Here is a 19499-nt window from a genome sequence, read left to right on the forward strand (position 1 = left end):
ATAGGCCGTGGGGAACAGCAGCAGACCGGACCAGCCGACAAACACGAAGCGGTCGCGCTTGAGCCAGTCATCGAGGACGTCGAACCATCCCCGAGCCGAAGGCGCGCGCCCTACAGCAATCGTCATGGGAAGAAAAAGTGCGGAAATCCCGCCAAGCTGAGGGATACCGCAGGATCGTAACAACGAAACCCACCGCTGCGAGGAAGCCCGAAATGGGCTGACACCCTTGCCGCAGCCAGCGTTCTTAAGCAATTCTTCTGATTGCCCAGCGGCGGCGGCATGGTGCCGAACCCAGCAACCTTTTCGCTGGTCCCGTCTTCGCTTTTCCACAGCCTCGCGGCACGGAGGCGAGGATGGCAAGTCTTCCGCCACCACCCCCGCTCCCATGCCCCCGGCTTCTTCCTCCGCCGGCACTCCGCCGCGCCCCGACCCGGCCGCCAGTCCAGCTCCCCGCGCCAGCGATCCCGCCGATGTGCTTGAGCAGTCGGTGCAGGGATCCCGGCGCCTCTCCAACCTGCTGGTGGCCTCGGCCGTGAGTGCTGGAGGCGCTGGCTTCCTGCTCACCAGCCTCTCGAGCCGGCTGGGGATCGATCTGTTGCCGATCGGGCACCCCGCCAGCCTTGCCTGGGTTCCACAGGGCTTGGTGATGGGGGCCTATGGCGTGGCAGCCCTGTTGCTCGCCCTCTATCTCTGGAGCGTGATCAGCATCGACGTGGGCGCCGGTGCCAACCGCTTTGATCGCAGCAGCGGCACGGCCACGATCAGCCGCCGCGGCTTCCGCAGCCTGATCAGCTTCGAGCTGCCCCTGCGCGAGATTCAGGCCGTCAAGGTGGACGTGCGCGACGGCCTTAACCCGCGCCGTCGTCTTGCCCTGCGTGTGCAGGGGCGCCGCGACCTGCCCCTCACCCGGGTGGGCGAACCGCTGCCTCTGGCCGAGCTGGAGCAGAGCGGCGCGGAACTCGCCCGCTTCCTGAAGGTGCCTCTGGAGGGCGTATGAACACGATGGCGTTCTCGCTCACCCGCACCCTTCTGGTGAGCCTGCTGCTGTTCACACCCTTCGGCCTCAGCGCTTGCGGCAGCGATCAGAGCCAGGCCGCTCTCGGTTGTGCCTCTGCCGCCAGCCCCTGCCTGAGCGGCAAGGCCGTGGTGTCGCTCCAGACCAGCCGCGGCGATGTGGTCGTGGAGCTCAATGGCGCCGATGCCCCGCTCACCGCCGGCAATTTCGTCGACCTGGTGCGCCGCGGTACCTACAACAACACTGTCTTTCACCGGGTGGTGAACCAGCCCACACCGTTCGTGGTGCAGGGCGGTGACCCCCAGAGCGCCACCCCCGGCGTGAGTCCCGAGCTGTTCGGCACCGGCAGCTTCGTGGACCCCAGCACCGGTCAGCCCCGCTTCATTCCGCTGGAACTCGGCATGAAGGGCAAGGCCACGCCTCGCTACGGCGAGCAGCTCACCGATCCGGCGGATGCAGCGCAGCTGCGGCTCGTGCACGAGCGCGGTGCCATCGCCATGGCCCGCTCCGAGGACCCCAACTCCGCCAGTGCGCAGTTCTACGTGGCTCTGCGGCCGCTTCCCGAGCTCGACGGCCGCTACGCCGTGTTCGGCCGCGTGGTGAAGGGCATGGACGTGGTGGACCGCATCCAGCAGGGAGACAAGCTGGTGAAGGCCAGCGTGATCGAGGGCGGCACCCTGGTGAAGGGTCAGCCCTGAGGCGCCTCAGGCCGGCACCCGTTTCTCTGAGGCGGTGGTCTTGAGGTAGGCGGTGTTCACACCGGAGGCCCGCTCCAGGGCCACTTTCCCGGTGCGCACGATTTCGAGGATTCCGTAGCTCTCGAGGATCTGCTCGAGAGCCACCAGCTTGCCCGGGTCGCCCACCACCTCAAGAATCAGGGCGTTGTCGGCCACGTCCACCACGTTGGCGCGGAACACCTGCACCAGATCCAGGATGGCGGCTCGGCTCTCGGCCGGCGCCGCCACCTTCAGCAGCATCAGTTCGCGCTCCACAGCAGGAATCGTGGAGAGGTCGATCACGTTGAGCACGTTGACCAGCTTGTTGAGGTGCTTGGTCATCTGCTCGAGCGTGCGATCGTCGCCCTCCACCACCATGGTGAGGCGCGATACGCCCCGCTGCTCGGCCGGGCCCACCGCCAGGCTCTCGATGTTGAAGCCGCGGCGGGCGAACAATCCAGAAATCCGGCTGAGGGCACCGGATTGGTCCTCCACCAGCACCGAGAGGGTGTGCTTCATTCCCGGCGGGCACAGCAGGCGATCAGCTTCCCAAATTACGCGCTGGCCTCACGGCCCTCAGGGCCGGGCGCTCAGCGGGGATCCTCGGGCCGGGGTGGCAGACGGCGCAGCCAGGCCTGCAGCAGGCGATCGACCGTGGCGGGATCTTCGTCGTGTGGGCAATGGCCCACCCCCTCCAGCTTGTGCAGTTCGAGGTCGGGCCGGAGCTTCCGCATCTCGGCGGCCACCTCGATCGGCACCAACCGATCGGCTTCCCCCCACAGCACCAGCAGCGGCCGGCGCAGGCGCTGTAGCAGCACCGCTGCGGTGGCTCCACGGGGGCGCAGCGCCATACCGATGCTCATGCCGCGTAGGGCCCAGGCGGCGGTGGGGCGACGTGCCGGACGGGCGATGAGCTGGTGCAGGGCGCTGTCGCCGATCACCGGCGAGTTGTAGGCCGACTGGATGCCCAGATCCAGCAGCGGCGTGCGGGCGATCAGGGGCACGATCAACTCCAGAGGCAGCAGCCGGCAGAGCCACACCACCGCCCGGCGCTGCAGCCAGCGCTGCCATGGCGCCCGCCGCGGCGGCACGGGCATCAGCAGGGTGGGATCCGGCAGCGGTGCAGCCACCACCCCCCGCACCCAGGCGGGAAAAAACACGCCGCAGCTGAGTGCCACCAGCCCACCCAGCGAGTGCCCGATCAGCACGGCCGGCTGTTGCACCACCTGTTCAAGAAAGCCCTGGGCCTGACGGGCCCAGAGCCGGTTGTCGAGGCGCATCGCCGGCTGGGCCGAGGCGCCGAAGCCGATCAGATCGAGGCCATAGACGCACCAGCCGGTGGCCGCCAGTGGGCCGGCGGTGGCCCGCCAGTGGCCGCTGCCCGCGGCGAAGCCATGCAGCAGCAGCAGTGGTGGCCCGTCCGGATCGCCCAGCACGCGCCAGTGGCAGTCGAGCCCGCGCCATCGCCACACCGCCGCGCGGCCCCAGTCGGGTCCGGCCGTTGCGACAGGCTGGCCCAGGGATGTCACCAACGGAGCGGGTTCACGCAAGACACCTCTCACTATTGCGAAGCTTCAGCAGCGCTGTGCACGGGTCAGGGGTTCTTCCGGCCGGAATCCCGGCCCTCCCGTGATCTGGGGGTGCTGCTGGCGCGCCAGCTCAGCCTGGCGGGCCCCCTGCGGGTGCTCGACCTCATGACCGGCTGCGGCATCCGGGCGTTGCGGTACGGCCAGGAGAGCCCGGCTCAGCTGGTGTGGGCCAACGACGCTGACCCGGACCGTCAGCCGCTGCTGCACGCCAACCTTGCCCCCCTGGCGGATCGCGTGGGGGTGGAGTTGCGCTGCTCCGCCCTCACCGCCCAGCAGCTGCTGGCGGGTTGCCTGCAGCGGCAGGAGCGCTTCGAGCTCGTCGATCTCGACGCCTTCGGCTGTCCCACACCCCTGTTGCCGCTGGCGCTGGAGGCGGTGGCCTTCGGCGGTGTGCTTTACGTGGCCAGCACCGATGGCCGCTCCCCCACCGGCCACGACCGCTCTGCCGCCGTGCGCACCCTGGGGGCGGCAGCGCGGGCCCACCCGGCCAGCTGGGAGCTGGCGCTGCGCCTGCAGCTGGGCGTGGTCGCCCGCACGGCCTGGGCCATGGGGCGGGGCCTGCAGCCGGTGTTCAGCTTCAGTGAGGGCCGCACGTTCCGCACGGCGGTGCGGATCCTGCGCCGGCCCTTGGCGGGCGAGGAACGGCAGCTCGGCCTGCTGGCGCACTGCCACCGCTGCGGTGAGCAGCAGGTGCAGAGCCTGCTGCGCCTGCGCCAGTGGCAGGTGTGCTGCGAGCCTGCGGCCGCGCTGGCGGTGAGTGGCCCGCTCTGGATCGGTCCGCTGCAGGATTCCGCCACGCTCACGGCGATCCGTGCTGCCACTGCGGCGGAGGATGCTTCGCTCTGCCGTGCCGCCGCCCGCCTGTTGGGCAGCCTCGCCGCCGACGCGGGCCTGCCCGCGCGCTGCTGGCCCCTGGCCGAGCTGGGCCGGCGCCTGGGGGGCGGTCCGCCGCGGTTGCAGGCACTGCTCGCAGACCTGCACAACCAGGGATGGGAGGCCTGCGTCAGTGGGGTGATGCCCGGCCAGTTCCGCACCGATGCCCCCTGGCCACTGGTGCTCGAACGGGCCGGGGCGCTAAATAGGTAGCCGTTTTCCCAATGGGCCATGGCCTCTGAAATCTTCGGCATCGCGGCGATCTTCTGGGTGCTCATCCCGGTGGGTCTGGCCGGCGGTGCCCTGCTGCTCAAGCTGCAGAAAGACTGAGCCGCCTGCGGCGCGTCGCCCCCTGCCTCAGCTTTAGGCTCAGCGCCCTATCCACCGGTGGTTCATGCAGGTTCTGGTCGTCGGCGCCACAGGAACTCTCGGCCGCCAGATCGCCCGGCACGCGCTGGAGCAGGGGCATCAGGTGCGTTGCATGGTGCGCTCCCCTCGCAAGGCCTCGTTCCTGCAGGAATGGGGCTGCGAGCTCACCCGTGGTGACCTGCTGGAACCCGACAGCCTCGCCTACGCCCTTGAGGGCCAGGAAGCGGTGATCGATGCGGCCACCGCCCGCCCCACCGACAGTGCCGGCATCTACACGATCGACTGGCAGGGAAAGCTCAATCTGGTGCGGGCCTGCGAAGCGGCCAACGTGAAGCGCTTCGTGTTCGTGTCGCTGCTGGAGGCGGCGCAGCACCGCAACGTGCCGCTGATGGATATCAAGTACTGCACCGAGCAGTTGTTGGCGGCCTCCCAACTGGATTACACGATCCTGCGCTGCGTGGCCTTCATGCAGGGGGTGATCGGTCAGTTCGCCATCCCGGTGCTCGAAAGCCAGACGGTGTGGGTGAGCGGAACGCCCACGCCGATCGCCTACATGAACACCCAGGACGTAGCCCGGTTTTCGGTGGCGGCCCTGAGCCATGACGAAACGATCCGTCAGTCCTTTCCTGTGGTGGGGCCGAAGGCCTGGAACACCGGGGAAGTCACCCAGCTGTGCGAGCGCTACAGCGGGCGATCGGCTCGCGTGTTCCGTGTGCGGCCCTTCCTGATCCGTCTGATGCAGGGTCTGGCGTCGTTCTTCGAGCCCGGGGTGCAGGTGGCTGAACGGCTGGCTTTCGCCGACGTGACAGGGGGTGGTCAGAGCCTGGAGGCACCGATGGAGGAGAGCTATGCCGCCTTCGGGCTGGACCCGGCCGCTACCACCCGCCTGGAGGACTACCTCAAGGAGTATTACGACACGATCCTGCGGCGTCTGCGCGAGATGGAGGCCGATCTCGACAAGAGCGCCAAGAAGAAGCTTCCCTTCTGAGCTTCAGGCGCTTGGCCGCACCTGACTGTCTGGCCGCGTCTTTCTGTCTGTCCTGTCTGGCCATGGCCGTCCATGGCTGCGGTTGGAATTGTTCCCAGGCTTTGGCCACATCGCGGACCCGGAAGCCTGGCTGGGTGATACAGCTGGGGTAAGTTCATCTGTACTATGGCAGGAGAATGGGGGAGGCCGTTTGAAGGGTTGGAGGAGCCCCAGTGGTTGAAGCAGGAAGTCCAGTGGCTGAATCAGGCGGCCCAGTGGTTGTGTGAGTGGGCCAGTGGTGGAGTGAGGCGGCGCAGTGGCTGATGGGGCGGACATTGGCTGAGGGGGCTGGTCCGCTGACGCCGGCTCCAGTTCGCCCCCTTTCACTTCCTGCTTCTTTTCCCCCAGTCGCTTCCCTGCTGCCCATCCGCTGCAAGGCTGCTCCCTGTCCACTGGGCTCCTCCTCCCCAGCCTCTCCCTCGTCACTTCTCAGTTCCTGCCGCGCCTCTCCGGCCCCCCTGCTGGGTCTCTCCCCCGCTTCCTGCCTCTTTCACCCCCCGGCCCTGTTCGCCCCATGTCGATTGCTCAGATCAAGAACCTGCAGCGGCGTCTCGCCAACCTGGAGCAGGAATCGGTGCAGGAGTTGAACCGTGCCTGCGGCCATGAGCTGTGGCAGAGCCTGGGATTTGATGCCCTCGACGCGCTGGAGGATCCCGATCGGCGCTCCAGAGCGAACTACTACTACGGCCAACTGCAAACGGTGCGGGAGCTGCAACAGGTGATTGGCTGAGCGGCATGGATGCCAAGCCTCCCTATCCGCCACCGCCGTTGCGCCCGGATTTCCCGCCACCGGCCCGTCCGCCTCGCCCTCGGACGTGACCGTCGCTCTTGGCGGAAGCAAGCAGGAGCAGCCGCTGCAGGCGTTCCTCCTCTGCCTGGCTCACCGGGCGCCACTGGCCGGCCGGCAGGTCGATCAGATCCAGCGGCGGCTGACCGTCCATCAGGTCGATGGCGGTGCGGATCAGCCGCAGGGTGGGCCATCCCACTGCCGCGGTCATGCGGCGCACCTGCCGATTGCGCCCCTCGCGCAGCTCCAGTTCCAGCCAGCTGGTGGGAATGGCGCGCCGCTCACGGATCGGTGGATCCCGTGGCGGCAGGCCGGGATCCGCCAGCAGCCGGGCCCGGGCGGGCAGGGTGCGCTGGCCCTGGATGGTCACCCCCGCTTGCAGGGCGGCCAGCCCGGCCGGGGTGGGCTCCCCTTCCACCTGTACCCAGTAGCGGCGCCAGTGTCCCCAGCGGGGATCGGTGAGCCGTTGCTGCAGGCGGCCCACGCTCGTGAGCAGCAGCAGTCCCTCACTGTCGGCATCCAGCCGTCCGGCGGCGTAGACCTCCCGCACCGGGATGAACTCTGCCAGGTGCACCCATGGGCTGCCCGGTTCTGCCGTGAACTGGCTGAGAACGCCGTAGGGCTTGTGGAACAGCAGGGTGGGCACGGTCGTTGCTCGTTAGCTGTTGGTGGCGGTGGTTGGGGTGGAATGGTGTGTGTCGCCCTCTGGCCTCAGGCACCAGCATGGAGCCCACCGCACGAAGGCCACAGCAGATCGGCCACAGCAGAACGGCCACAGCATGGAGTCCATTGCCATGGACCTCCGCAGGAAGGCCATGGCTTGCAGATCAAAGCTGGTAGGGGACAGTTTGGAGCCCTCTGCTTGATGACAACTGCTTGATGGCCACTGCAGGAAGGCGACAGCTTGATGGAGACAGCTTCCAGTCCTCAGCTCCAAGGCTTGCGGGCGGCAGACGGAAGCTCAAAGCCGGTAGGCAGTGCCTCACAGGCTCCTGAGCTGGCTTGAACCAGCTGGCTGATGCCGCCAGGCAAGCCATGGCACTGGCCCCCATCTGGCGCAACCTGCCGGAGTTCATTTCTGGTTTCGGAACTCAATCAGATCGGGCCCGCGAGCCAAACACTGACCGGGCCCCGGCGGCTGTGATCCACCCAGAGGAGCCCAGTCCCATGTGGCTCCACCCCGTTCAGCCAGCCTTCCGATGCGGAACCAGCCCAGCCATTGGCCTGAGGCAGATCCAGGCAGCAAGCTGGATTGCGCAGGCAGGCTCAGCGCCACTCAGCTGGCGCTGCGGCGTGCGCGCCAAAGGTTCACTGCGCCGATGGAAATCAGCAGCAAGCCCAGATCGAGGGACAGGGAAGGAACGATCAAGGCTTGGCCCCGGAGCGATCGCAGACCCTAGGGGTTGGGGGGCGACAGCGTTGTGGTGGCAGGGTCGGCGGGGTTTCGGCCTGCGTGCCACTGAGGTTTGGGTCTGATGCTGCTGGGGGTAGGGCCTGTTGCCGGTGTGGCTTGCTCGGGGGCACTGCTCAGCTGGCGCAGGGCGGGCACTCTGCTGGCTCAGGCGTGATGCTCAGCTTGTGGTTCAGGAGTTGCGCTGCTTACCGGTGTGGAGAGGGGCCGGCCTGGAGGGGGGGGAGAGGCGCCAATTTAAGCTGTGCCTTCTCCTACAGATTGAGCACCCGCTCCGCATGATCGAAACCTCGGGCGTGATCGAGAAGGAACAGGGCAATGGTTTCTACCTGGTGACCCTCGATCAGCCCGCTGGCCACCAGTGCCTGTGCCGTGCTGCAGGCAAGCTCACCAAGTTCCGCATCAAGCTGCTGGCCGGTGACAAGGTGCTGGTCGAGATCAGCCCTTATGACCTCACCCGTGGCCGCATCACCTACCGGGAACGCAACGCCGGTGCCACGGGCCCGCGCCCGGGTGGCAACCGTCCGGGCGGCCCGCGCCGCCGCTGAAACCCCTGCGCTGACACGCCAACCTGCGTGCCCACCGCTTCAGGCGCGCTGACGGGTGTGGAGGAAGCCGGGCAGCTGGGGCCCGCGCAGCCGGATCACCTCGCCGGCTTCATCGCGCAGGGCCTCCAGCGGCAACCCAGGCGCGCGTCCACCCGCCGCGGCCCCGGGCTCCTCCGGCATGGGCTTCGGCTGGATCAGATAGGGCTCTGCCACCGACCAGGTGCGCGCATAGCTGACCAGCAAAGGGTCGGCGGGCGCATACACATAGGAGGGGTGCCTTGGGATCGTTTCCTGTTCCGCCCGCTGGCCATCGACGCGGACGGCCCGCGTAATCGCCTGCACGAAACGGCTGCGGGTGACCACGGTGGTCAGGTAGGCCACCACCCGCACGCGGGGGGCATCGAAACCTTCGGCGCACATGTCGATGCTCACCAGCCAGTCGGCGCCACCGGCGCGAAAGTCCGCCAGCCGCTGGGCCGCCTCCGGATCCTGCGAATGCACCAGCAGCACCTGGTCGCCCTGTTCCTCCAGCAGTCCGGAGAGGCCGCGGGCATGGGCGATGTCGCGGGCGATCACCAGGCCGCCGGCCTCGGGATGGTCGGTGTTGCGAAGTGTTTCGAGCTTGCGCCTCGCCTGAAGCAGCACCCGCAGGGCAATGCTGCTGGGATCCCCCAGGCGGATCGCCCGACGCAGGTTGCGGGCGCGCCAGCTCTCCCGGTGCTCGGCGGAAAGGGGCGAACGCTCCAGTTCAATTGCCGCCAGCGCCCCATCGGCGCTGGCCTGGCCGTGGTCGACCCAACCGTCCTGGAAGCGGAACTCCAGCGGCCGCACGTCCCCCTGATCAATCAACTGGCGCGGTTCCACGCTCAGGTCGGGGGCGATCTCCTCGACGATCACGCCCTCCTGCCGCCGGGCGATGCGGCGGGAGGCGCTGAAACCGAGGTTGTCGGCGCGGAACGGAGTGCCGCTCAGCCCCAGGCGCATCACGCAGTTCCGGCTGAGGCGGCCGAAGGCATGGCTCCAGGCGGTGGCTTCCGGATCGTCGGGATCGAGGCCGAGGTGGTGCACCTCATCGGCGATCGCCAGCACCTTGCCGGCCTGAAGGCCCGCCAGCTCGCGCTCCAATTGCAGCCGGTGCCGGGCCGCGCTCTGGTAGCTGATCAGCAGCCCCTGGCCGGGGACCATCCCACTCCAGCCGCTACTGCCACTGCCTTCGCCTGCAGCGCTCGCTTCGAGATCGAGCTCCCCCAGCTCCAGGCCCAGGCGTGCGGCGGAGGAGCGCCATTGGCTGGCGATCGACTGGCGATGGCAGAACACCAGGAAATGGCTCAGCCGCCCTTCCGCCAGCAGGCGCTGGAACCCCAGCAGCGCCCCCAGGGTCTTGCCGGCTCCGGGCCCGGCATGCACCAGCACGTCTTCGCCCTGCGGCCCGGCGAGCACCAGCCGCCGCCGCATCAAGTCGATCAGCTGGCGTTGCCACTGGCGCGGCCTGAGCCCGCCGCCGGTGGCCGGGCCGGACGCCGCTTCCGACGCTGCTCCTGACGCCGCTCCGGATGCGGCTGTGGCGGTGCCTGGGGCACGCCTGCCAAGATCGAAGGAGGGTGCGGCCACGGTTCCCTGCGGTGGCGCCATTGTGCCGCCCCTCGCTGTGGCTGCCTGAGCGGAAAGAATGGGGGTTTGTTCCCAGGGTTTTTCCCGCTTCCGCCCCTACGTTCAGGCCATCCCCCCAGGACCTGCAGCCCCCGCTGTTCTCCGCGCCGTTGAGGCACCGATGAGAGAGTTCCCCGAGTCCGGTCTGCCGGAACCCCTCCTCCGTGAGCACCTTGAGGGTTGTTTCCAGCAGGAGTGCGACATCGACCCCGTGATCCTGCGGGTCCGTCTGCTGCGCCATCTCGGCTCGGTGGTGCAGGCCCGCTGCCTGGAACAGGAATTGCTGCCGTTGTTCTGATGCCCTTCCCCTCCACTCCGGCACTGCTGGCCGTCACTGGTGCCTCCGGCAAGACCGGCTGGCGTGTTGTACAGGAAGCGCGCCGCCGTGGTTGTTCGGTGCGGGCGATCCTGCGGCCGGGCTCGAGCGTCCCTGAAGGACTGGAAGGGGCGGAGCTGATCCGGCTGGAACTGTCCGACCAGAGCGCCCTGCAGCAGGCGCTCGCCGGTGTGGAGGCGCTGGTGATCGCCACCGGCGCGCGCCCGTCGATCGACCTGACCGGTCCCCTGCAGGTGGATGCGCTGGCGATCCGCAGCCAGATCGCCGCCTGCCGCGCCGCCGGGGTCAAGCGCGTGGTGCTGGTGAGCTCGCTCTGCAGCGGCCGGCTGTTTCACCCGCTCAACCTGTTCGGCCTGATCCTGATCTGGAAGCGCGTCGGCGAGCGCTGGCTGGAGAGCAGCGGCCTGGATTGGACCGTGATCCGCCCCGGTGGGCTGCGCGAAAGCGAGGAGGGTCTCGAGAGCGAAGGGCTGCGTTTCAGCGGTCCGGATCAGCAGGAGAGCAACAGCATTCCCCGCCGCCTGGTGGCGCGCGTCTGCCTCGATGCCGTCGAAGCGCCCGCCTCCATCGGTCGTCTCATCGAAATCACCAGCAGCCAGGACCTGCCGCCCAGCTCCCTGGCCCAGTGGCTGGAGGGGGCGGCCGGCGCCAGCCCCGCGCGCGCCTGATCGCCCCGTTGACGTTGACTGCTGCGGCTTTGCTGGATCACCTGGGCGTGCCGCCCTTCCAGCCCCGGGCGCCCTGGTGGGGCGCCGATCTCCAGACCCTGCGCGACACGCTGCGTCCAGAGCGCTTACCGGCGGAGTCGGCCCAGGCGGTGCCGCTGGCGCTGCCCGGAGGCGAAGCCCTGCTCGGCTGCCTTGATGCCCCCGCTGCTGGCCCCGACGGTTCCGCCGCCAGCCCCCACGCCCTCGTGCTGCTGCTGCATGGGCTGGGCGGCTCCAGCCGCAGCATCGGCCTGCTGCGGCTGGCGCATGTCCTGCGGCAGGCGGGGTTTGCCGTGCTGCGGCTGAACCTGCGCGGCGCGGGAGCGGGCCGGAGCCTGGCGCGGGGTACCTACGCCGCCCGCTGCAACCGCGATCTGATCCCGGCGCTGCGGCAGGCCCGCAGCCTCGCCGCCGGCCGCCCTCTGCTGGGGGTGGGGCTGTCGCTCGGCGGCACCGTGCTGCTCAATGGCCTGCTCGACGCCTCCGCCCCGGGATTGCTGGACGGCCTGGTGGTCGTGAGTTCCCCGATCGATCTGGCCAGCAGTTCGGCCGCCATCGGTCGGCCCCGCAACCGCCTGTACGAGCGCTGGCTGCTGCAGCGCCTGCGCCAGCAGACCCTGGCCGATCCCGGTGGCCTGCAGGACGGGCAGCGCAGCCAGCTGCAGGCGGTGGAGTCGATCCGCGCCTTCGACGCCCTGATCACCGCGCCGCGCTGGGGATTCGAGTCGGTGGAGGCCTACTACGCGGGCGCCAGTCCGCTCTGGCTGCTGCAGGGCTGCCTGGCGGGAGAACCTCCAGCGCGGCCTTTGCCCCCTCTGCTGCTGGTGCATGCCCTCGACGATCCATGGGTGCCCGCTGCCCCCGCGGTGGCGTTGCAGGAGCGGCTCACGCCGGCCTCACCGCTGCAGATCGTGCTCAGTCAGGCGGGCGGCCACAACGGCTTCCACGGCCCGGGGGGCAGCTGGTCGGATCTGCTGGTGACGCGCTGGCTGCTGGATCAGGTGCAGGGGAGCCCCTGAACGCCGGTGGCGGTGGGGGCGAACGGCGTGCGGCGAATCACCCAGTCGTCGATGGGACGGCCGGCGATCAGGTGGTCGTCCACGATCCGCTCGATCCGCTCCGGCGTCACACCGCCGTACCAGAGGCCTTCCGGCCAGATCAGCAGGATCGGCCCGCCTTCGCACACGCGCAGGCAGTCGGCCTTGGAGCGCAGCACCACCCCCTGGGGGCGCCCCGGGTCCTCCAGGCCGCGCTCGCGCAGCAGGCGCTTGAGCAGGGCCCAACTGGCGGCTCCCACCGCCGGATCACCGCACAGGGCCTTGGTGGGGGTGGCGCAGAGCAGCAGGTGGCGCTCGACGCCGGCTGACGCCGGCAGGATGCCGCTGCTCATGCGGTCAGCAGAGTGCGGCCGGTGGCCGCGGCGGCCTCCCGCACGGCCTGGCGCGCCCAGGCATCAACGGCCAGCACGTCAGCGAGCGAGGGGGCGGCGCTGAGGTCGGCCCGGTGGCGGTCGCAGACCTGTTCGATCAGTTTCGGAATGTCGAGGAAGTGCACCCGTTCCTCCAGGAACAGGGCCACCGCCTGCTCGTTGGCGGCATTCATCACCGCCGGCATCGTGCCGCCGGCGCGGCCGGCCGCGTAGGCCAGGGCCATGCACGGATACTTGGCGCCGTCGGGGGCGCGGAAGCTGAGCGTGCCCACCTCGGTGAGATCGAGGCGGCGCCAGGGGGTTTCCAGCCGCTCCGGCCAGCTGAGGCAGTAGAGAATCGGCAGCTTCATGTCGGGCCAGCCCAGCTGCGCCAGCACCGACGAATCCACCAGCTCCACCATCGAGTGGATGATGCTCTGGGGATGGATCACGATCTCGATGTGGTCGAAATCGAGGCCGAAGAGGTAGTGGGCTTCGATCACCTCCAGCCCCTTGTTCATCAAGGTGGCGGAATCCACCGTGATCTTCCGCCCCATGCTCCAGTTGGGGTGGCTGGTGGCATCGGCCACGGTGGCCTTGGCCAGATCGGCGGCCGGCCAGTCGCGGAAGGCACCGCCCGAGGCGGTGAGCTGGAGGCGGCGCAGCCCCGGGGTGGGAACGCCGGTGGAGAGGCGGGCAGTGTCGGCCCAGGGGGTGCCCTGCAGGCACTGGAAGATGGCGGAATGCTCCGAATCGGCCGGCAGCAGGCGACTGCCGCTGCGCTTCAGCGCCGGCAGCACGACCGGCCCTGCGGCGATCAGGGTTTCCTTGTTGGCCAGAGCCAGATCCTTGCCTGCCTCCACCGCCGCCAGGGTCGGCAGCAGCCCGGCGCAGCCCACGATGCCGGTCACCACCAGATCGGCGCTGGCCCAGGCGGCAACGGCGCAGAGCCCTTCGTTGCCGCCCAGCAGCTCAGGGCGCCGCAGCGGTTGCCTCTCCTTCGGCAGGGCATCGAGCCGTGCGCTCAGCTCAGCCAGCAGCTCCCCCTCGGCCAACGCCACCACTTCGGGGCTGTGGCGCACGATCTGCTCCACCAGCAAGGGCAGGTTGCGGCCGGCGGTGAGCCCCACCACCTTGAAGCGATCGGGGAATTCCTCGGCCAGCTCCAGGGTCTGGGTGCCGATCGAGCCGGTGGAGCCCAGCACGCTGATCGCTTTCATCAGAACGGCCCGACGCTGCAGGGCGCCAGTCTCCCATTGCCAGCTGCAGGGCAGACGGCCTGGGTCTGCAGCGCGTCACACTGAACGCACTTGCCGCGGTGTTCCGTGCTCTGGCTCAAGCGCTGGAACTTCATCGAGCGGGCCCGCCTGGAGCGGGAGCTCTGGGACGCCTTCGAGCGCCAGGAGGACATCGAGGCGCTGGTGGCCGCCTGCCCGGCCGACGACCCCTTCCGTCAGGAGGTGTGGCAGACCACCCTGGGGCGGATCCGCAAGATCGAGAAGCTGATGGTGGGCAAAGGGCCCACACCGCCAGCTGATTCCTGAGCCGCTCCAGCTGACCATGGAGCCGGGCCAGCCGATCCCAAGCGGGCCCATTTCAAGCCTGCCGATTCCGATGCCGTAGGCGTTCGGGGCCGCTTACTTCCGGATCCACTCGGTGAGGCCGGTGGGGCGGTCGATCAGCTCGATGCCGGCACGGCGCAACTGGTCGCGCAGGCCGTCGGCGGTGGCGTAATCCTTGCTGGCCTTGGCCAGCCGGCGGGCCTCGATCACCGCCTGGATTTCGGTTTCGCTGGGTCCGTCCGCGCCGGGCGCTGCCGCTCCTGCGGCGGGCCGCTCCGCCACCAGACCCAGCACGGTGCTGAGCTCCTGCAGCAGCAGCCAGCGTTCTCGCAGCTCGTCTGAGTCGGCGGCGGCGGCATCCCCCCGCTCCAGCCGATTGGCGAGCGAGCGCAGGGGCCGCGCCAGCTCGAACAGCACCGCCAGGGCGGCGGACGTGTTGAGGTCGTCGTCCATCGCGTCGATGAAGCGCTGGCGGGCCTCGCCCAGCGGAGCTGCAGGGTCAGCGTCGGCTGGGGGGGGCATCCCGGTGGCAGCGGCAGCCCAGCCGAGCGAGGCGGCGTGCTGATCCCCCACCAGCAGGGCCGCATTGAGCCCCTTCCAGCCGGTGGCCGCCGCTTCCAGCGCGGCGGCGGTGAAGTCGAGCGGCTTGCGGTAGTGGGCCTGCAGCACGAACAGGCGCAGGGTCATCGGTGTGGTGCCGCCGTCCAGCAGGGCCCGGATCGTGGTGAAGTTGCCGAGCGACTTGCTCATCTTCTCGCCGCCCACGTTCACCATGCCGTTGTGCAGCCAGAAGCGCGCCAGCGCCTGGCCGGTGGCCACTTCCGACTGGGCAATTTCGTTTTCGTGGTGGGGAAAGATCAGATCGGCTCCGCCCAGATGGATGTCGATCGTGTCGCCTAGCTCCTGGCGCACCATCGCGGAGCATTCGATGTGCCAGCCGGGCCGCCCCGGCCCCCAGGGGGAAGGGAAGCTGGGCTCCTCCGGCTTGGCTCCTTTCCAGAGGGCGAAGTCAAAGGGGTGCTGCTTGCGGGCCTCTTCCGCTTCGCCCATGCGGCCGCTGGCCCCCTCCTGCTGCTCGTCGAGGCTGCGGCCGCTGAGCTTGCCGTAGTCGGCCTTCTTCAGCACCGAGAAATACACGTCGCCATCGGCGGAATAGGCCGCGCCGCTGGCCTCCAGCTCCGCGATCATCCGGCGGATGCTGTCGAGGCAGCGGGTGGCCCGGGGCAGACGGTCGGGCGGCAGGATCCCCAGGGCGTCCATGTCCGCCTGAAACTCGCGGATGTTGCGCTCGCTCACCGCCTCCATCGAGCTGCCTTCGGCGGCGGCGCGGGCCAGGATTTTGTCGTCGATGTCGGTCACGTTCTGCACGAAGGTGACCGCATAACCCCGCCATTGCAGATAACGGCGCAGCACATCCCAGGCGATGTAGCTGCGGGCGTGCCCCAGGTGGCAGAGGTCGTAGACCGTGACTCCGCAGCAGTAGATCGACACCTGGCCCGGCACCAGGGGCTCGAAGGCCTCAAGGCGGCGGGTGAGGGTGTTGGTGAGCCGCAGGGTCAAGGGGCATGCCGGCCCGGGGCCGGAGGAGAAAGGCAGAGGGTGGCCAGGGGCCGTGTGCGCGAACCTAGGCCGCCGACTGTGTGGAGCTGTTCGCCCCGGCCTTGCCTACTTCGCTTCCATCCAGTTCGGACCCCAGCCGGTGTCCACCACCAGAGGCACGCTCAGTTGAATCGCCTGCTCCATCGTGGCCTTCACGGTGGCGATCACCTGCTCACGGGCCTCAGGGGCTGCCTCAAGCACCAGTTCGTCGTGCACCTGCAACAGCAGCCGGGCCGGCAGTGCCTGCTGCTCCAAGGTGCGCTGCAGCGTCACCATCGCCAGCTTGATGATGTCGGCGCTGGAGCCCTGGATCGGCGCATTGGCTGCGGCTCGCAACTGCTGGGCCTCCATGCCGCCCCGCCGCGCCACCTCTAGATCGATCTCGAAGGGATCCTTGCCCAGCAAGCGGCCCAGCCCATTGCGATCGAACGGGAAGGGCCGCCGCCGTCCCAGGATCGTTTCCACGTATCCCTGGGTGAGGGCGAGCCGCTCCTGCAGCTCCAGGAAAGCGAACACCTTCGGATAGCGCTGCTTGTACTTGCTGAGAAACTCCTTGGCCTGGCTGGGGCTGAGTTCGGTCTCCCGGGCCAGCCGCTGGGAACCCATGCCGTAGATCACGCCGAAGTTGATCGTCTTGCCCAGTCGCCGCTCTGCGGCACTCACCTCGGTGGTGTCCAGCAACAGGCGGGCGGTGAGGGCATGCACGTCATCGCCGTTGCGGAAGGCCTCCACCAGCACCTCCTCACCGGAGAGGTGGGTGAGGATGCGCAGCTCGATCTGGGAGTAATCGGCGCTGATCAAGTGCCAGCCCTCCTGGGGCAGGAAGGCCTTGCGGATCCGTCGGCTGTATTCGGTGCGGATCGGGATGTTCTGCAGGTTGGGGTTGCTGCTCGACAGGCGGCCGGTGGCGGTTACAGCCTGGTTGAAATCGGTGTGCACACGGCCCGTTTCCGCCTCCACCAGCAGCGGCAGGGCATCCACATAGGTGCTCTTGAGCTTGCTGAGCGTGCGGTGCTCCAGCACCAGCGGCACCACCGCATGGTCGTCTTCGAGCTTCTCGAGCACGGCGGCGTCGGTGCTCCAGCCGGTCTTGGTTTTTCGGGATTTCTTCCGATCGAGCCCGAGCGTGTCGAACAGCAGTTCCCCCAGCTGCTTGGGGGAGGCCAGGTTGAAATCAACGCCGGCCGCTGCCTTGGCCTCACCATCGAGGCGGTGCAACTGCTCCCCCAGCTCCGCACTGAGTTCGGCCAGGTAGGCGGTGTCGATGCGGATGCCGGTGGCTTCCATCTGGGCCAGCACAGGTTCCAGCGGCAGCTCCACCTGGGCGAGCAGCGGCAGCAGCCGGGGCCCCATGGCCTGCAGCCGCTCGTGCAGCAGCCGGCCCAGGCGCCAGGTGAGGTGCACGTCCATGCCGCAATAGAGCGCGGCTGCGGCGATCGGCACCGAAGCGAAGGTCTGCCCCTTCGCCACCAGGTCGGTGTAGCCGGTGGGGCTGAAGCCGAACTCGCGCAGGGCCATCGCCTCCAGGCCATGTTTGGCGTTGGCGTCGCGCAGGTAATCGGCCAGCAGGGTGTCCATCACCACGCCGCCCAGCTCCAGCCCGTGGCGCATCAGCACCAGCCGGTCGTACTTGGCGTTCTGCAGGGCCTTGGGATGGGCCGTGCTGGCCAGCCAGGGAGCCAGCGCGGTGAGCACCGCCGCCAGCGGCAGCTGGGAAGGGGCGTCGGTCGCTGGTTCCGCTGCCGTGAGCAGATCGGCGGCGGGTTCGGCCACTGCGGGCTGGTGTCCGATCGGGATGTAGGCCAGATCGGCAGGCCCGTCTCCCCAGCACAGCCCCACCCCAACGAGCTCCGCCTGAAAGGGGTTGAGTGCGGTGGTTTCGGTGTCGAGCGCGATCGGTGCCGTTGGATCTGTGGCTGCCAGAAGCCGCTCCACCAGGGCCGCCAGCGCGCTGGTGGTGGCGATCAGCTGGGGCTCCAGCACCGGCAGGAGGGAGCCAGCGAGAGATTCAGGCCCCCCGGCGCCGGCAGGCGGGTGGTCGCCTGAAGCCGAGCTGCTGCTCCGTGGCTCCTGGCCGTGGCCGCCTCTTTCCGCTGGTTCACCGGCGAATGCTGAGGGGGTGGCCGCGGCGGGTTCTGCGCTGGCCGTTCCGCTGGCTTTGCTGCTGGGTGTTGTGGTCTGAGCCTTCGCGCGGCCGCTGGCTGCAGCTCCGGAGAACACCCGTTCGAAGGCCTCCAGCTGGCGGGCCAGGCTGTGCAGCTCCAGCTCTTCGAGCCGCTGGGCCAGGGCGTCCCGGTCGAGGGACCCGAGGGCCAGGCGTGGTTCGCTCGGCAGCGGGATGTCCACGAGGATCTCGGCCAGCATGCGCGAGCGGAAAGCGTTGTCCCGGTCGGCCTCCAGCTTGGCTCTGAGCGCTCCCTTCTGCTGGTCGAGGGCGGCATAGATGCCATCGAGGGTGTTATGGGCCTGCAGCAACACGATGGCTGTCTTGGGGCCCACACCCTTGACGCCGGGGATGTTGTCGCTGGCGTCGCCGGTGAGCGCTTTGAGATCCACCACCTCCTCCGGCGTCACCCCGAGCTTGCTGATCACCCCCTCCCGGCGGATCACCTGCGGGCCGGCGTTGCGGGCGTACGGTCCTCCCCCCATGTAAAGGATGGCGATGTCCCGCTCGTCATCCACCAGCTGAAACAGATCGCGATCGCCACTCAGGATCCTCACCCGCCAGCCGTCGTTTGCGGCCCGGTTGGCGAGGGTGCCGAGGACATCATCGGCTTCGTAGCCGGGCGCCATACACAGCGGCAGATCCATGGCGCCGGCAAGGATCTCCTGCAGGTTGGCCAGGTCGGTGAAGAAGTGCTCGGGCGCTTCGTCGCGGTGTGCCTTGTAGGCGGCGTCTGCGTTGTGGCGGAAGGTGGGCTCAGCGGTGTCGAAGGCGATCACAACGCCCTGGGGGGTGAGGCCCTTCACGTTGTCGAGCAGAGCCTTGAGAAAGCCATAGGTGACGCTGGTGGGCACACCATCGCGGGTGGCCAGGCCCCCTTCACCGCCTTTGGCGAAGGCATAGAAGCTGCGGAAGGCCAGCGAGTGGCCGTCCACGAGCAGCAGCAGGGGCCGCTGCTCCCCCACCGACCGGTGATCGGCCGGAGCGTTGGGGGCTGGGCCGGCCCCAGGCAAACCATTCTCTGGTGAACCACTCCCAGGCAAACCTGCTTCAGCCGGACCACTCTCAGCCGAATTCTTCGTTGCCTTGGCCACGTCCTGCCCCACCCTCAGCTGCGCCTCAGCCTGCCATCTGGAACCACCACAGGGCGGCCTGCCGGACCCGATCCTCCCAATCGCCCACCGCTTGCGGTGACCCGTCGTCTGCACGTGCGATGCATCCAGGAGTGATGCTTCGTCGGGCGCTTTAGATTTCCGCCAGCCCCCGGGGCTGTGGCCCACGGCCGTCTCCTGCGGAGCCACCGGTCGCTTCCCGCACGCGCACGCCATGGACTCCCAATCCCAACGCCAACCCCGCCGCTACACCATTCATCTGCTGCTGCTCGGCGGTCACCAGCAGATCATCCATTTCGCCACGCTCGACGCGTTCCAGCAGTGGTACGGCGGCGTGCTCAACGGCAGCAACGGCGATGCCTTCGTGAATGTGCCGATCAACGACCTTGAAGGGGAATACCTGGTGCTGCGTCCCAGCTCTGTGGTGGGGATCCGCATCGTGCCGGAATTCGCTTCCCGATGATCCCCATGGTTGCAGCGCGTCCCAGCCCGCCTGAACAGGCCCGGGGCCTCCCGCACCGGAGGTCTGCAGTCGCCACCGTGCTCACGCCGCGCAGAGCCACTGTGATCACGCCGCCCAAGGCCATCGCTCTCCTTCTGTCCGGGGCCGCTTGAGCAGGCTGGA

20 protein-coding genes and 1 pseudogene are annotated in these 19499 nt (G+C 68.8%); 12 read left to right on the plus strand and 9 right to left on the minus strand.

Going from position 1 to position 19499, the window contains the following annotated elements; all coding sequences use genetic code 11:
• Positions 1–126, minus strand: a pseudogene (locus KBY86_RS11555) (photosystem II D2 protein (photosystem q(a) protein)); the annotation flags it as partial.
• 259 nt (positions 127–385) lie between these two features.
• Between KBY86_RS11555 and KBY86_RS11560 the strand changes: the two are divergent.
• Positions 386–997 (plus strand): photosystem I assembly protein Ycf4, encoded by a 612-nt coding sequence (locus KBY86_RS11560; protein WP_255101309.1) that lies wholly within the window; start codon positions 386–388, stop codon positions 995–997.
• Between the two features lie 5 nt (positions 998–1002).
• Positions 1003–1713 carry a peptidylprolyl isomerase gene (locus KBY86_RS11565; protein WP_094513408.1) on the plus strand — a complete coding sequence of 237 codons (711 nt, stop codon included), beginning with the start codon at positions 1003–1005 and terminating at the stop codon, positions 1711–1713.
• Positions 1714–1719: 6 nt separating this feature from the next.
• Here KBY86_RS11565 and ilvN read toward each other — a convergent pair whose 3' ends face one another.
• Together ilvN and KBY86_RS11575 are read right to left on the minus strand one after the other, a co-directional pair.
• On the minus strand, positions 1720–2250 hold the full coding sequence (ilvN, locus tag KBY86_RS11570; RefSeq protein WP_094513065.1) for an acetolactate synthase small subunit: 531 nt from the start codon (positions 2248–2250) through the stop codon (positions 1720–1722).
• A 71-nt stretch (positions 2251–2321) separates the two neighbouring features.
• Entirely contained in the window at positions 2322–3260 is a 939-nt protein-coding gene (locus KBY86_RS11575; RefSeq protein ID WP_315855862.1) for an alpha/beta fold hydrolase, read from the minus strand.
• Between the two features lie 111 nt (positions 3261–3371).
• On the opposite strand from KBY86_RS11575, the gene KBY86_RS11580 reads away from it, so the two are divergent.
• The 4 genes from KBY86_RS11580 to KBY86_RS11595 all read left to right on the plus strand — a co-directional run bounded on the left by KBY86_RS11580 (position 3372) and on the right by KBY86_RS11595 (position 6319).
• Positions 3372–4406 (plus strand): N2,N2-dimethylguanosine tRNA methyltransferase, encoded by a 1035-nt coding sequence (locus tag KBY86_RS11580; RefSeq protein WP_399221467.1) that lies wholly within the window; start codon positions 3372–3374, stop codon positions 4404–4406.
• 18 nt (positions 4407–4424) lie between these two features.
• The gene (gene petM, locus KBY86_RS11585) at positions 4425–4523 is read left to right on the plus strand and encodes a cytochrome b6-f complex subunit PetM (RefSeq protein WP_094513066.1); all 99 of its coding nucleotides are present in this window, start codon (positions 4425–4427) and stop codon (positions 4521–4523) included.
• 64 nt (positions 4524–4587) lie between these two features.
• Positions 4588–5550, plus strand: a complete 963-nt coding sequence (locus KBY86_RS11590) for an NAD(P)H-binding protein (RefSeq protein WP_094513067.1) — start codon at positions 4588–4590, stop codon at positions 5548–5550.
• Positions 5551–6103: 553 nt separating this feature from the next.
• Entirely contained in the window at positions 6104–6319 is a 216-nt protein-coding gene (locus tag KBY86_RS11595; RefSeq protein ID WP_094513068.1) for a hypothetical protein, read from the plus strand.
• 22 nt (positions 6320–6341) lie between these two features.
• On the opposite strand, the gene KBY86_RS11600 is transcribed toward KBY86_RS11595, so the two are convergent.
• Positions 6342–7022 carry a pseudouridine synthase gene (locus KBY86_RS11600; protein WP_255141169.1) on the minus strand — a complete coding sequence of 227 codons (681 nt, stop codon included), beginning with the start codon at positions 7020–7022 and terminating at the stop codon, positions 6342–6344.
• Between the two features lie 1043 nt (positions 7023–8065).
• On the opposite strand from KBY86_RS11600, the gene infA reads away from it, so the two are divergent.
• A complete protein-coding gene (gene infA, locus KBY86_RS11605; RefSeq protein ID WP_094513069.1) occupies positions 8066–8335 on the plus strand; it encodes a translation initiation factor IF-1 in 270 nt (89 codons plus the stop codon).
• A gap of 39 nt (positions 8336–8374) precedes the next feature.
• Here the strand turns inward: infA and KBY86_RS11610 are convergent, their stop codons facing one another.
• Complete coding sequence (locus KBY86_RS11610) at positions 8375–9946, minus strand: DEAD/DEAH box helicase family protein (RefSeq protein WP_255141170.1); 1572 nt, start codon at positions 9944–9946, stop codon at positions 8375–8377.
• A 160-nt stretch (positions 9947–10106) separates the two neighbouring features.
• On the opposite strand from KBY86_RS11610, the gene KBY86_RS11615 reads away from it, so the two are divergent.
• From KBY86_RS11615 to KBY86_RS11625, 3 genes are read left to right on the plus strand one after another with little or no spacing between them, the layout of a single operon-like run.
• Positions 10107–10283, plus strand: coding sequence for a hypothetical protein (locus KBY86_RS11615; protein WP_198948295.1), 177 nt, complete (start codon positions 10107–10109; stop codon positions 10281–10283).
• Positions 10283–10990: an SDR family oxidoreductase gene (locus tag KBY86_RS11620; RefSeq protein WP_255141171.1), complete on the plus strand. Its 708-nt coding sequence runs from the start codon at positions 10283–10285 to the stop codon at positions 10988–10990. Before KBY86_RS11615 ends, KBY86_RS11620 begins: the two co-directional genes overlap by 1 nt.
• Positions 10991–11004: 14 nt before the next feature.
• On the plus strand, positions 11005–12048 hold the full coding sequence (locus KBY86_RS11625; RefSeq protein WP_255141201.1) for an alpha/beta fold hydrolase: 1044 nt from the start codon (positions 11005–11007) through the stop codon (positions 12046–12048).
• On the opposite strand, the gene KBY86_RS11630 is transcribed toward KBY86_RS11625, so the two are convergent.
• Positions 12027–12419 (minus strand): ferredoxin, encoded by a 393-nt coding sequence (locus tag KBY86_RS11630; RefSeq protein ID WP_094513072.1) that lies wholly within the window; start codon positions 12417–12419, stop codon positions 12027–12029. The genes KBY86_RS11625 and KBY86_RS11630 overlap by 22 nt on opposite strands.
• Positions 12416–13657: a 1-deoxy-D-xylulose-5-phosphate reductoisomerase gene (locus tag KBY86_RS11635; RefSeq protein WP_255141172.1), complete on the minus strand. Its 1242-nt coding sequence runs from the start codon at positions 13655–13657 to the stop codon at positions 12416–12418. Before KBY86_RS11635 ends, KBY86_RS11630 begins: the two co-directional genes overlap by 4 nt.
• Before the next feature lie 105 nt (positions 13658–13762).
• Between KBY86_RS11635 and KBY86_RS11640 the strand changes: the two genes are divergently transcribed.
• Positions 13763–13981 carry a hypothetical protein gene (locus KBY86_RS11640; protein WP_094513074.1) on the plus strand — a complete coding sequence of 73 codons (219 nt, stop codon included), beginning with the start codon at positions 13763–13765 and terminating at the stop codon, positions 13979–13981.
• A gap of 93 nt (positions 13982–14074) precedes the next feature.
• Here the strand turns inward: KBY86_RS11640 and cysS are convergent, their stop codons facing one another.
• Together cysS and polA are read right to left on the minus strand one after the other, a co-directional pair.
• On the minus strand, positions 14075–15559 hold the full coding sequence (gene cysS / locus KBY86_RS11645) for a cysteine--tRNA ligase (protein ID WP_255141173.1): 1485 nt from the start codon (positions 15557–15559) through the stop codon (positions 14075–14077).
• 105 nt (positions 15560–15664) lie between these two features.
• The gene (polA, locus tag KBY86_RS11650) at positions 15665–18775 is read right to left on the minus strand and encodes a DNA polymerase I (protein ID WP_261347575.1); all 3111 of its coding nucleotides are present in this window, start codon (positions 18773–18775) and stop codon (positions 15665–15667) included.
• 313 nt (positions 18776–19088) lie between these two features.
• Here polA and KBY86_RS11655 point away from each other — a divergent pair, with 313 nt between their 5' ends.
• The gene (locus tag KBY86_RS11655; protein WP_094513077.1) at positions 19089–19337 is read left to right on the plus strand and encodes a hypothetical protein; all 249 of its coding nucleotides are present in this window, start codon (positions 19089–19091) and stop codon (positions 19335–19337) included.
• Positions 19338–19499 lie beyond the last annotated feature (162 nt).

Origin of the sequence: Synechococcus sp. Lug-A (genome assembly GCF_024345655.1) — a bacterium.
In the GTDB taxonomy this organism is placed as follows: Bacteria; Cyanobacteriota; Cyanobacteriia; order PCC-6307; family Cyanobiaceae; genus MW101C3.